At 73.0% G+C, this 12,543-nt stretch carries 8 protein-coding genes; 6 read left to right on the plus strand and 2 right to left on the minus strand.

Annotated elements, in window-relative coordinates; genetic code table 11:
* Nucleotides 1-381: 381 nt before the first annotated feature.
* Nucleotides 382-1,878 carry a sodium:solute symporter gene (locus E0L36_RS03930; protein ID WP_180927432.1) on the plus strand — a complete coding sequence of 499 codons (1,497 nt, stop codon included), beginning with the start codon at nucleotides 382-384 and terminating at the stop codon, nucleotides 1,876-1,878.
* Nucleotides 1,865-4,165, plus strand: coding sequence for a N,N-dimethylformamidase beta subunit family domain-containing protein (locus E0L36_RS03935; RefSeq protein WP_180927433.1), 2,301 nt, complete (start codon nucleotides 1,865-1,867; stop codon nucleotides 4,163-4,165). The genes E0L36_RS03930 and E0L36_RS03935 overlap by 14 nt, the downstream gene beginning before the upstream one ends.
* 107 nt (nucleotides 4,166-4,272) lie before the next feature.
* Here the strand turns inward: E0L36_RS03935 and E0L36_RS03940 are convergent, their stop codons facing one another.
* Nucleotides 4,273-5,526 (minus strand): lactate 2-monooxygenase, encoded by a 1,254-nt coding sequence (locus E0L36_RS03940; protein ID WP_180927434.1) that lies wholly within the window; start codon nucleotides 5,524-5,526, stop codon nucleotides 4,273-4,275.
* Nucleotides 5,527-5,841: 315 nt separating this feature from the next.
* Here E0L36_RS03940 and E0L36_RS03945 point away from each other — a divergent pair, with 315 nt between their 5' ends.
* The 4 genes from E0L36_RS03945 to E0L36_RS03960 all read left to right on the plus strand — a co-directional run bounded on the left by E0L36_RS03945 (nucleotide 5,842) and on the right by E0L36_RS03960 (nucleotide 11,582).
* Nucleotides 5,842-7,494 (plus strand): alkaline phosphatase, encoded by a 1,653-nt coding sequence (locus tag E0L36_RS03945; protein ID WP_180927435.1) that lies wholly within the window; start codon nucleotides 5,842-5,844, stop codon nucleotides 7,492-7,494.
* A gap of 498 nt (nucleotides 7,495-7,992) precedes the next feature.
* The gene (locus E0L36_RS03950; RefSeq protein WP_180927436.1) at nucleotides 7,993-9,360 is read left to right on the plus strand and encodes a multidrug effflux MFS transporter; all 1,368 of its coding nucleotides are present in this window, start codon (nucleotides 7,993-7,995) and stop codon (nucleotides 9,358-9,360) included.
* Nucleotides 9,342-10,481, plus strand: coding sequence for a serine hydrolase (locus E0L36_RS03955; RefSeq protein ID WP_180927437.1), 1,140 nt, complete (start codon nucleotides 9,342-9,344; stop codon nucleotides 10,479-10,481). Before E0L36_RS03950 ends, E0L36_RS03955 begins: the two co-directional genes overlap by 19 nt.
* Nucleotides 10,482-10,574: 93 nt before the next feature.
* Nucleotides 10,575-11,582, plus strand: coding sequence for a small ribosomal subunit Rsm22 family protein (locus tag E0L36_RS03960; protein ID WP_308416699.1), 1,008 nt, complete (start codon nucleotides 10,575-10,577; stop codon nucleotides 11,580-11,582).
* Nucleotides 11,583-11,708: 126 nt separating this feature from the next.
* Here E0L36_RS03960 and ddaH read toward each other — a convergent pair whose 3' ends face one another.
* Nucleotides 11,709-12,518 (minus strand): dimethylargininase, encoded by an 810-nt coding sequence (gene ddaH, locus E0L36_RS03965; protein ID WP_374705486.1) that lies wholly within the window; start codon nucleotides 12,516-12,518, stop codon nucleotides 11,709-11,711.
* Nucleotides 12,519-12,543: the final 25 nt, after the last annotated feature.

Genomic DNA, 12,543 nt, shown 5'->3' on the forward strand with positions numbered 1-12,543 from the left:
GTCAAGGTCGGCCCCGGTGCGGGTGGCCCTGCGTAGGCGTCCGATATCGGTCCGTACCGGGACGGGTCTGCGGTTTTCTCCGCCGGTTCGACGGTGCCCCGGTGTCCAGGGGGGAAACGGAGGGGGGCTTGTCAATGGCCACAGAAACGGTCAGTATGGCTCGCCAAGACGACAGAAACCCACGTTTCCAGTCATCGCCAGTCAGTGGCCCTCACCGTCCGTCATCACTGGCCGGTGCGGGGCCGGTGAGTACCGTCCCCCGCTCTTCCCCCAGGGCTCCCCGCCCGACTCCGAACGGCCCGGGTTCCGGGTTCGAGACGCTTCCGCATCCGCGGCCCCAGCGTGCTCGTCGCGGAGGCATGACATGACCGAGGAAGTGTTATGACCGAGAAGTACGCGATGGTTATCGCCTTCACCGCTCTGCTGATCTACCTGGCGTACCGCTCCTACCGCCGCGTGACCAGCTATCAGGACTACAACCTGGCGGGCCGCAAGACCGGGTTCCCCGCCCTGGTCGCCACGCTGGGCGCCGCGGAGTTCAACACCGCCACGCTCATCGGCGGCGCCTCGGTCGCCTACCTCTACGGCACCGTGGGCCTCTGGTACACGTCGTTCATCTTCGTGTTCGTCTTCGGCATCTACGCCTGGACGGTCGCCAAGCCCTACCGCCGCCTGGAGATATCCACGATCGCGGAGTTCTTCGAGCGCCGCTTCCACGGCCGTCTCTCGGAGACCACCCGGGCGCTGGCCAGCGTGGTCACGCTGACCTTCACCTGGATCGCGCCCGCCACCTACCTCGCGGGGCTCTCCGTGGTGGCCTCGGTGCTGCTCGGCGTGGACCCGCTGACCACGGTCATCGTGATCACCCTGGTCTGCCTGGTGCTGGCGCTGGCCGGTGGCTTCATGACGGCCATCTCGTTCGACGTCGTGGCCTACGTCATGATCCTGATCTTCATCCCGGTGATGTTCTTCATCGGCTACTTCAACGCGGGTGGCTTCGGGGAGCTGAGCGGGGTCTTCGAGCCGAAGTACCTGTCCTTCAAGCCCATCTGGGACCTGGAGAACTACGGCTTCGCGGCCATCCTGACCTGGTGTTTCCAGAACATCATGCTCTACGTCGCCGCCCCCTGGTACGGGCAGCGGATCTTCTCCGCGCGCAACGAGCGGATCGCCAAGCGGGCGATGCTGGCCAACACCGTCCTGATCGTCGTGCTGTACGGCCTGGTGGCCCTGACCACCATGTTCAGCCGGGTGCTGATGCCCGACCTGGACGAGGCGGAGGAGGCGCTGCCGCGGCTGGTGCTGGAGTACACCCCGCCGATCATCCAGGGACTGCTGCTGGTCACGCTGCTGCTCGTCGGCATCAGCACCATGGTGGCGATCTGGAACTCCGCGGTGTCGATCGTGGTGAACGACCTGTTCAAGCGGTACGTGTTCCGGAACCGCGGCGACCGCTTCTACGTGATGTCCAGCCGCCTGGTGTTCCTGGTGCTGGGCGCCTCGACGCTGATCTTCGCGCTCTCCTTCGTCGGCAACATCCTGCTGGTCCTCACCTACGTCTCGGTCTTCACCGCGCTGCTGGCCTTCCCGATCCTGGCCGGCCTGTACTGGAAGCGCTTCACCACGGCGGCGGCGCTCAGCTCGCTGTCGGTGGGCGTGGTGTACGTCGTCGTCGCGCTGCTGGGCGACTTCGCCTACCACCTGGTCAGCCCGGTCGGGATCGCGCTGAGCGCGGTCGTGGGAACCGTGGTGACACTGGTGCAGACCGCCGGGAACAAGGAACCGATCGACCCCAGGGTGGAGGAGTTCTTCGCCACCGCCCACGGCAAGACCACCGCCCACGGCGAGAAGGGACGGCACGAGCATGCGGAAGTCTGACGGCGACTACCTCCGGCTGAACAGCGGGGGCGACATCCTCGGTATCACCGGCTACGCCGACCGCTGGGGCGTGCGGGCAGGGGAGGCCATCGCCTTCCACGTCAGCACGGTTCGCGCGGAGTACCGGGCGGACGTCGTGGAACTGCTCGGCGGCATGACCGACCCGGGCGCCACCGACCTGCCGGTGCGCCCGGTCCCGGCGGACTGCGCGGGCACCCACCCCGGGTACGTCCAGCTGACCGACCCGGGCTCCTACGGTGAGCTGCCGCTGCCCGCGGACTGGCTGGGCGGCGGCGCCTGCACCGTCCAGCTGCGGTTCTCCCCGACGCTGCCGGAGGCCGGGCACGAGCAGGTGCTCTTCTCCTCCGGGGACGCCGAGGGGCGGCACCTGGTGAAACTGGCGGTCGACGAGGCCGGGCGGCTGGGCCTGACCGTCCGCGCCGGGGACACCGAGGCGTCCGTCACCTCCGGGGTGGAGCTGCGGACCGGCTGCTGGTTCTTCGTCAGCGCGAGCCACGACCCGGACGGCGGCTGGCTGCGGCTCGACGTGGCCCAGGAGACCGGCTGGCAGCGCGCCGTCCAGCGGGACACCGCCGAGGCCCCGGCCACGACGGACCTCGCCGGCGCCCGGCTCGGCGAGACCTACCTCGCCGCGACGCCGGTGTGGATCGACGGCGCGCGGTACCTGGACCACCACTTCAACGGCAAGATCGAGAACCCGCGCTGCTACGCCCGGGTACTGGACGCGGACGAGGTGGCGCTCGCGCTCGGCGGCGGAGCCGTCCGTCCCGCGGCGCTGGTCTGCGACTACGACCTCGGCGCCGACTTCGCCACCACCCGGCTCCGGGACGTCTCCGGGAACAACCGGCACGGCGTGCTGCGGCAGGCGCCGCAGCGCGCGGTGACCTCCAGCCGGTGGGACGGCCGGGCCACCGACTTCGCCGTCGCCCCCGAGCAGTACGCGGCCGTCCACTTCCACGAGGACGACCTGGAGGACGCCGCGTGGGCCACCTCGCTCACCTGGGACGTCCCGCCGGACACCCCGCCCGGCGCCTACGCCCTGCGGCTGCGGATCGCGGGCGCGGACGGCGCGGGCGCGGAGGAGGTCGACTACATCCCGTTCTTCGTGCGCCGCCCGGTGGGCTCCGCACCGGCGCCGGTCCTCTTCCTGGTACCCAGCTTCACGTACCAGGCGTACGCCAACGAGCGGCTCTTCGAGTCCGGGCTGCAAGAGGACTTCATGATCCACTCGATGCGGCTGGCACCGCAGGACGAGTTCATCGTGCGCCATGACGAGGTCGGCAAGTCGCTGTACGACACCCACACCGACGGCAGCGGCGTCGCCTACTCCTCCCGGCTGCGGCCGGTGCTCAACCTGCGGCCGCACTACCACAACTGGCTGTCCGGGCACGTCCGTCACCTGGCGGCCGACCTGTTCATCCTCGGCTGGCTGCGCTCCCTCGCGGCGGCGGACAGCGCCTACGACGTCGACGTCGTCCTCGACGAGGACCTGCACCGGGAGGGCCCGCGACTGCTCGCCGGGCACCGCGTGGTGGTGACCGGCTCGCACCCCGAGTACTGGTCGCGGGACATGATGGACTCGCTCTCCGGCTACCTGGGCGACGGCGGGCGGCTGATGTACCTGGGCGGCAACGGCTTCTACTGGGTCACCAGCGCCTTCGAGGACCGGCCGCACCTGGTCGAGGTGCGGCGCGGCAACTCCGGCACCCGCTGCTGGGACTCGCCGCCCGGCGAGCTGCACCACAGCGCCACCGGCGACCACGGCGGCCTGTGGCGGTTCAACGGGTACGTACCGCAGCGGCTGGTGGGCGTCGGCATGGCCTCGCAGGGCTGGGGCCAGGCCGCCGGGTACCGGAGGCTGCCCGACAGCCACGACGAACGGGCCGCCTTCGTCTTCGAGGGGCTCGACCCCGACGAGGTGATCGGGGACTTCGGCCACGTGCTCGGCGGAGCCGCGGGGGACGAGGTCGACCGGTTCGGCTTCGATCTGGGCACCCCCGCGCACGCGCTGCGCCTGGCCACCTCGCTGGAGCTGGACGACCGCTACCAGATCACCCAGGAGGAGCTGCTGATGACCGCCCCCGGACAGGGCGGCACGGAGAACGAGCTGGTCCGCTCCGATCTCACCTACTTCGAGATCGACGGCGGGGGAGCGGTGTTCTCGGTCGGCTCCATCTGCTGGGCGGGCAGCCTCGCGTGGAACGGGTACGACAACAACGTCGCCCGCGTCACCGGGAACGTGCTCGCGCGGTTCGTCGCGGAGTAGCCGGAGCGAGCGGGCCGCGTGCCCGCGCCGGACCCCGGGGGCGCCTTCCGCCGAAGGCGCCCCCGGCCGCGGTATTGGTGGGGCCGCGGTGTGCTGGGGCCGCCGGGTCAGGGGGCCCGCCGCAGGTCGTCGGGGGTCAGCTCGGCGGGGGTGCGGTGGCCCGAGAGTCCGAGGGTGATCTCCAGATCGGCGAGCAGGCTGCGCAGGACGTGCAGCACGCCCTCCTCCCCGCCGTGCGCGAGGCCGTAGGCGAAGGTGCGGCCGACCAGCACGGCCCGGGCGCCGAGCGCGAGGGCCTTCAGCACGTCGGAGCCGGTGCGGACGCCGGAGTCGAAGAGCACCTCGGTCCGTTCGCCCACCGCCTGCGCGATCTCCGGGAGGACGTCCAGCGCGGCCACCGCGCCGTCCACCTGCCGCCCGCCGTGGTTGGAGACGATGACGCCGTCCACCCCGGCGTCCACCGCGCGTCGCGCGTCGTCCGGGTGCTGGATGCCCTTGACGACCAGCGGGCCCTGCCAGTGGGCTCGGAGGAAGGTCAGCCGGTCCCAACTCCGGTCCCGCCCGGTGAACATCGGCACCCAGTGCAGCACCGCCGAGGTCAGGTCCTCCTCCGGCGGCGCGGGCAGCCCGGCGCGGAAGGCCGGGTCGGAGAACGGGATGGCGGTGCCCACCCCGCGCAGGAACGGCAGGTACGACTGGTCGAGGTCCTGCGGGCGCCAGGCCAGCGTCCAGGTGTCCAGGGTGACGACGAGGGTGGTGTACCCGGCGGCGCGGGCTCGCCCCAGGATCGAGAGGCAGACCTGGTCGTCCTCCGGCCAGTACAGCTGGAACCAGCGCGGGGCGCCGGGCCCGGCGGCCTCCGCGACCTCCTCCAGGGTGTAGGAGGAGGCGGTGGACAGGACGAAGGGCACCCCCAGCGCGGCGGCGGCCCGGGCGGTGGCGAGTTCCCCGTCCGGGTGCACGATCGACTGCACGCCGACCGGCGCGAGCAGCACCGGGGCGGGCGCGTGCGTGCCCAGCACGCTGGTGCGCAGGTCGCGTTCGGTGGCGTCGGTGAGCATCCGGGGGATCAGCCGGTGCCGGTCGAAGGACTCCCGGTTGGCGCGGTGGGTGGCGCCGGACCCGGCGGACCCGGCGAGGTAGCCGTAGGCGCCGGGGTCGAGCCGCTGGCGGGCCGAGGCGCCGAGCGCGGTGAGGTCGGTGGTGAACGGCGGCAGGTGGCCGTCGAGTCCGTGCAGGTAGATCTCGTTCTGGTAGTTGCTGAAGTCCGCCGGGGGGAGCGGCGACTGGCCGGCCCCGGTGACGGGGCGCGGTGCGGGTACCGGGGTCGGCGCCGAACTGCTAAGCGGTGACTCGCTCATCGGGCTCTCGTCTCCTCGTCGGACGGGCGGGGCGTCGGTGCCGGTGCGGCGCCGATGTGCCGAGTCTGCGGTGCGCGCGGCCCGGGGGCCAGCGCACGGACCGCCGGGAGCGGGACGGGCCCCTCCGGCGGACCGGGCCCTACCGCCCGCACCCCGTGACGGGCCGCCGTCCGGAGGCGGTTCCGGACCGCTCCGGTGTCGGCGGGCGGCCGGGCCCCGCGCTGACCGCGTCGGGCGCCCGACCGTCATATCCCGGACATATTTTCATCGTGTACGCGCCAACTGGTGGCGGGGCGCGGCCGGTGCGCCGCCGGTATGACCGAGCTGACCAGTGCGGACCGTCAACTCCGGTGCGCCGCACGGCACATGAGTCGACGGAGGCTGCTGACCGGTGCGGGGGCCACCCTGGCACTCACCGTCGGCACACACCTTCCCAATACCGCCCACGCTGTGCCAAAACTCGAAGACATGAGTGCGAACACAAGAGCGAAGAGAATAGACAAGGATCCCTTCAGACTCGGCGTCGCCTCGGGTGATCCCCTGCCCGACTCCGTGGTCCTCTGGACCCGTCTCGCCCCCGAACCCCACCAGCTCGACAGCGGCATGACAGACGATCCGGTCCCGCTCACCTGGGAGCTGGCGGCCGACGAGGAGTTCGCGGAGATCGTCGCCACCGGCGAGGAGACCGCGGACCCCGCGTTCAAGCACTCCGTCCACGTCATCCCGGAGGGCCTGACCGCCGACACCGTCTACTGGTACCGCTTCACCACCGGCGAGTGGACCAGCCCCGTCGGCCGCACCCGCACCGCACCCGCGGCCGACACCAGCCCCGACACCCTCCGCCTCGCCCTCGTCTCCTGCCAGAACTACCAGCACGGCTACTTCACCGCCCTGGGACACCTCGCGCGGGAGGAGGACATCCGGGCCGTCATCCACCTCGGCGACTACATCTACGAGAACCCCGTGGACAGCGCGGGCGGTGACCGGGAGGACCCCGACCTCGACCTCCCCGCCGAACACGACGCCGAGACCGAGAACCTGGAGCAGTACCGGCTCCGGTACGCGCTCTACCACTCCGACCCTGACCTCCAGGCCGCCCACGCGGCCCACCCCTGGATCGCCACCTGGGACGACCACGAGGTCGAGAACAACTACGCGGCCGCGCACTCCCAGGACAACGTCCCGGAGGACGAGTTCCTGGCCCGCCGCGCCGCCGCCTACCGCGCCTACTACGAGAACCTCCCGCTGCGCCCCGCGCAGCAGCCCGAGGAACACTCCCTGGCGCTCTACCGGCGCCTGCGCTTCGGCACCCTCGTCCAGCTCGACGTGCTCGACGGCCGCCAGTACCGCGACGACCAGTCCAACGACGACGGCTGGAAGGTCCCGAGCGACGAGACGAACGACCCGGACCGCACCCTGCTCGGCGCCGCCCAGGAGGAGTGGCTGGCCGAGGGCTGGCAGGCCTCGGGCGCGGTGTGGAACCTGCTGCCGCAGGGCGTCGTCCTCTCCCGGCGCCACCGCGCCACCTCCGGTCCGTACGAGGTCTCGATGGACGCCTGGGACGGCTACCCGGCGGCCCGGAAGCGGTTACTCGACGCGGCCGGGGCGGCGGAGCTGACCAACCTCGTCGTGCTGACCGGCGACGTCCACGTGCACTACGCCTTCGACATCAAGCGGGACTTCGACGACCCCGACTCGGCGACGCTCGGCGTCGAGTTCGTGACCACGTCCATCTCCAGTGGCGGCGACGGAGCGGAGAAGCCCGACGACTGGGACGTGCTGATGGCGGCCAACCCGCACCTGAGCTTCTACGACGGACGGCGCGGCTACGTGCTGCTCACCCTCGACGCGGAACGGGTCCGCGCCGACTACCGGACGGTCAGCGGGGTGCTCTCACCCGGGGCGCCGATCTCCACCGCGGCCTCCTTCGTCTCCGACAGCGGAGCACCGGGGCTGCGCCCCGCCTGAGCCCGCGGAACTCTCCGTGGTCTCCCGCCCTCCGAACCCGGGCCGAACCGGTCCGGCCCAGCGTCACCAGGACCCCGCCAGCCTGACCCCACCCCGATCCGGGCCCCCGATCCGGGCCGACCGATCCGGGCCGGTCCTTCCCGTACGGTTCCGGCTCCCGCCGCGCCCTCCCGCGCGGTCCCCGGCCTCGTACCTCCCGTACCTCCCGTACCTCCCGTACCTCCCGCACCTCCTCGTATCTCGATCATCCGAGAGCGCTCGATCCACCGTGGCCCCGACGGGCCCCACGGGTCGTCACCAGCCCGCGTGATTCCTCCGGTCCCGCCGGGGGCGCCCGAGGCCGCGACCCACCGCACGGATCCGAGCCGCGCGGGCGTGAGCCGCGTGGCCAGAGTGAACGGCGCGCACGGAGCGGGTTTCCCGCGGCCAATTTCGGTGTGCCGGGCACGGATTCCCTGGGAGAATGTGTGAGCGATTAACAATCTCCTGGAGAGGCGCATGTCCAAGCCCGGCCCCGCACGACCGGCCCTCACGCCCCCGTCCGAGAAAGCGGGCGGCGCGCCCGCCGCCACCGGACCCGGCTCCCCGCTCCCGCCCGGTGGGCCCACGGCGCCCACCGGGCGCTCCGCCGTGGCCCCGGACGACGGGCGGCCGGAGCTGAGCGGCCCACGCCGGGCGGGTCTGCTGATCACCCTCATCCTGGGCGGCCTCACCGCGCTCGCGGCGCTCTCGATGGACATGTACCTCCCCGCGCTGCCGGACATCGGCGGCGATCTCACGGCCCCCGCGGCCACCGTCCAACTCACCCTCACCGCCTGCCTGCTCGGCCTCGCCCTCGGTCAGATGGTCGCCGGACCGATGAGCGACCGCTTCGGCCGCCGCCGCCCGCTCCTGGTCGGGATGGCCGGTTACGTCCTCTCCAGCGCCGCCTGCGCCGTCGCGCCCAGCATCGAGACGCTCACCGTCTGCCGGGTGCTCCAGGGGCTGACCGGCGCCGCCGGGATCGTCATCGCCCGCGCCGTGGTCCGTGACCTGTACGACGGCCTGGCGATGGCCCGGTTCTTCTCCACCCTGATGCTGATATCCGGCGCCGCCCCGGTCCTCGCGCCGGTCCTCGGCGGCCAGGTGCTCCGCTTCACCGACTGGCGCGGGATCTTCCTGATCCTCACCGGCACCGGGGCGGTGCTCACGCTGATGGTCGCGCGCTGGCTGCCCGAGACCCTCGCCCCCGCGCGGCGGCACCGGGGCGGGGTGCGGCACGCGCTGCGCACCATCCGCCGACTCTTCACCGACCGGGTCTTCACCGGCTACCTCGTCACCGGCAGCCTCTCCTTCTCCGCGCTGTTCGCGTACGTCGCCGCCTCGCCCTTCGTCGTCCAGGAGATCTACGGCGGATCACCGCAGACCTTCAGCCTGCTGTTCATGGTCAACTCCCTGGGGCTGGTGCTGTTCGGGCAGATCAACGGCAGGATCCTGGTCGGCCGGGTGTCGCTGGACCGGGCGCTGGCCGCCGGACTCGGCGTCATCACCCTCGCCGCCGTGGCGCTGACCCTCATGACCAGCGGCCTCTTCGGCCGGGTCGGCCTCGTCCCGGTCGCCGTGGCGCTCTGCGTGCTGATGTGCGGGATGGGGCTGGTGATGCCGAACGCCAACTCGCAGGCCCTGCTGCGCACCCCGCACGCCGCGGGCACCGCCTCCGCCCTGCTGGGCACCTCGCAGTTCCTGGTCGGCTCCATCGCCCCGCCGCTGGTCGGAATCGCGGGCGAGGGGACGGCCGTGCCCATGGCGCTCGTCCAGCTCAGCGCGGTACTGCTGGCCGTCGCCGCCTTCGTGGGACTCTGCCGGCCATGGCGTACGCGAGACTGAGGCGCGCCGCCCCGGAGCGCGCCGGACTCGGCGGCCGGGAGCTGGCCGCCCTGCGGGACGAGGTCGACGCGCTGCCGGGCGGCGGCTGGTGCGCGGGCGTCACCGTGCTGGCCGGGCGCGGCCCGTACGTGGTGCTGGAGCACGCGGCGGGCTGGGCGCTGCGCTACTCCGGGTACGACGCGGAGAGTCGCACCGGAGTCGAACTTCCCCTCGCGCGGCGGCTCCCCGCCCACCAGGACACCGTCTTCGACCTGGCCTCGCTCACCAAGCTCTTCACCGCGCTCGCCGCTCTCCAGCAGGTCGAACGCGGCAGGCTCGACCTGACGGCGGAGATCGTCCGCTACGCCCCGCGCGGCGTGCCGGACCACGGGATCACCGTCCGGCAGCTGCTCGACCACACCTCCGGCCTCCGCCCCGAACTCCCGCTCTACGACCACCCGGAGGAGCGGCGCGTCCCCCTGCTCTGGGAGGAGGCGCCGGTGAACCCGCCGGGCTCCGGACGGTGCTACTCCGACCTCAACCTGCTGCTCCTCCAGCGCGTGCTGGAACAGGTCAGCGGACGGCCCCTGGACGCCCTCCTCCACGAGGGTGTGACCGGACCGCTCGGCATGACCGACACCCGTTTCCGCCCACCCGCCGACTGGCGCCCCCGGATCGCCGCCACCGAGGACCAGCGCACGCCGTGGGCCAAGGTCGACCGGGGCCTGGTACACGGCCGGGTCCACGACGAGAACTGCTGGGCCCTCGGCGGCGTCGCCGGGCACGCGGGCCTCTTCTCCACCACCCGCGACCTCGCGGTCCTCTGCCGCACCCTGCTGACCGGCGGCGCCTACGGAGCGGCGCGGATCCTCGCGCCCTCCTCGGTCGCCCTGCTCCTCGACCCGCCCGGACTCGGCTTCACCACCGACCAGCCGTACTTCATGGGCGAGTTGGCCGGTCCCCTCAGTGGTGGCCGGACGGCCGGGCACACCGGATTCACCGGGACCAGCCTGCTGCTCGACCCGGTCACCGACACCTTCCTCGTCCTGCTGGCGAACACGGTGCACCCGGTGCGGCGCCCGCCGGACAGCGGTCCGCGCGCCGCGGCCGCCACCCATCTCGCCCGCGCGGTACGCGGCTGACCCCGCCCGGTCCCGCCGCTCCCGCCGGTCCCGTCCCGTCCCGTCCGGGAGGGGGACGGGACCCCGCCGGGACCTCCCTAGACTGGCGGGGTGATCGAGGACGAACTGCGCGGCGCCCTGGCCGCGCTGCTGGACGGACTGCCGCCCCGGCGGGTGACGGCGGCCGTCGACCGGCTGATGGCCTGCTACCGCGGCGGCGCCTTCCACGAGCCGGTGCTGGGCGACCGCGGCGACGTCATCGCGTACGCCGCCTACCGGATGCCCGCCACCTTCGCGGCGGCCTCCGCCGCGTTCGGGGCCCTCGCCCGGCGCACCGGAACCTGGTCCCCCGGCAGCCACCTCGATCTGGGGGGCGGCACCGGCGCCGCCGTCTGGGCCGCCGCCGCCACCTGGGGGGACGGCCCGCGCCAAACCCGCGTGGTCGACCAGGCCCGGGAGGCGCTGGCGCTCGGCGGGGAGCTGGCCGCCCGGGGAACCGCGCGGGCCGTGCGGGACACCGACTGGCGCCGCCGGTCGCTGCTCGGCGCGGTGGCCCGGCCCTGGACCGCGGAGCTGGTCACCGCCTGCTACGTGCTCGGCGAACTCACCGAGGAGGACCGCGCGGCCGTGGTGCGCGGCGCGGCCGAGGCCGCGGGGGAGGCCGTGGTGCTGATCGAGCCCGGCACCCCGGACGGCTTCGAGCGGATCAGGGCCGCCCGCGAGCAACTGGTCGCGGCGGGTCTGCGGGTGCTGGCCCCCTGCCCGCACAGTGTCGCCTGCCCGATCGCGCCCGGCGCCGACTGGTGCCACTTCGCGGCGCGCGTCTCCCGCTCCGCGCTGCACCGCAGGGTCAAGGGCGGCACGCTGCCGTACGAGGACGAGAAGTTCAGCTACGTCGCCGCCGTCCGCGCGGGCGGGACGCCCGCCCCGGCCCGGGTGGTGCGACGTCCGCGGGTCCGGAAGGGACAGGTGCTGCTGGATCTGTGCACCGCCGAGGGGGTGCTGGACTCCACCGCCGTCACCAAGCGGCAGGGCGCCGACTACCGGGCGGCGCGGAACATCGGCTGGGGCGACTCCTGGCCGCCCGGTCCCGCCACCGGCGGTCCGCCGCCCGCCGTCTGAGCCGGCGCGGGGAAGTCCGCTCGGGAAGTCCGGCGCGGGGCGGGGAGGGCGTCGGGAAAGGCCGGGCGGGGGAGGGAAGGGGCGCGGCGAGGGGCGCTGGGCCCGTGTCACCGCGCCGGGGTGCGGTCAGCCGCGTAGCTCGGCGGTGCAGCACTTGACGCTGCCGCCGCCCTTGAGCAGTTCGGTGAGGTCGATGGGGATCGGTTCGTAACCGCGGTCCCGCAGCGGGGCGAAGAGCCCTGCGGCGGCCTGCGGCAGGAAGACGTGGTGGCCGTCGCTCACCGCGTTCAGCCCCAGCTCCCTGGCGTCCGTCTCCTCGGCGAGCAGGGCGTCCGGGAACAGCCGCCGCAGCGTGGCCTGGCTGCCGGGCGAGAAGGCGTCCGGGTAGTACATGACCGCCCCGTCGACCGAGTCGTCCAGCACACAGAGCGCGGTGTCGAGGTGGTAGTAGCGCGGGTCCACCAGGTCGAGCCCGATGACCGGCCGCCCGAAGAACTCCTGCGCCTCACCGTGCGAGAGCGGGCTGCTGCGGAACCCCCGCCCGGCCAGCAGCCAGGAGGCGGTGACCGCGAAGTCGCCCTCGCCCTCGTTGACGTGCTCCGGCTCGTGCACCTCCGGATAGCCGTGTGCCCGGTACCAGTCCCGGTGCGCCGCGGCCTCACCGGTGCGCTCCGGGTGCGCGAAGCGGGCGCCGAGCACCCGCCCGTCCACGACGGTGCCGCCGTTCGCGGAGTACACCATGTCGGGCAGCTCGGGCCGCGGGTCCAGCTCCTCGACGGCGTGACCGAGCGAGCGGTACCGCTCGGCCAGGTCCTCCCACTGGGCCAGGGCGAGCGAGAGGTCCACCGGCTTGCTGGGATCCATCCAGGGGTTGATGGAGTAGGTGACGCGGAAGTGCGAGGGACGGCACATCAGGTAGCGGCGGGGCTTGAACAATGAAGGCTCCTCACGGGGTCGATGC

It is taken from the genome of Streptomyces sp. AJS327, assembly GCF_013450295.1.
Taxonomy (GTDB): Bacteria; Actinomycetota; Actinomycetes; order Streptomycetales; family Streptomycetaceae; genus Streptomyces.

Coding starts and splice junctions, on each gene's coding strand:
- E0L36_RS03930 (WP_180927432.1), top strand. CDS start 382: ATGACCGAGAAGTACGCGATGGTTATCGCCTTCACCGCTCTGCTGATC.
- E0L36_RS03935 (WP_180927433.1), top strand. CDS start 1,865: ATGCGGAAGTCTGACGGCGACTACCTCCGGCTGAACAGCGGGGGCGAC.
- E0L36_RS03940 (WP_180927434.1), bottom strand. CDS start 5,526: ATGAGCGAGTCACCGCTTAGCAGTTCGGCGCCGACCCCGGTACCCGCA.
- E0L36_RS03945 (WP_180927435.1), top strand. CDS start 5,842: ATGACCGAGCTGACCAGTGCGGACCGTCAACTCCGGTGCGCCGCACGG.
- E0L36_RS03950 (WP_180927436.1), top strand. CDS start 7,993: ATGTCCAAGCCCGGCCCCGCACGACCGGCCCTCACGCCCCCGTCCGAG.
- E0L36_RS03955 (WP_180927437.1), top strand. CDS start 9,342: ATGGCGTACGCGAGACTGAGGCGCGCCGCCCCGGAGCGCGCCGGACTC.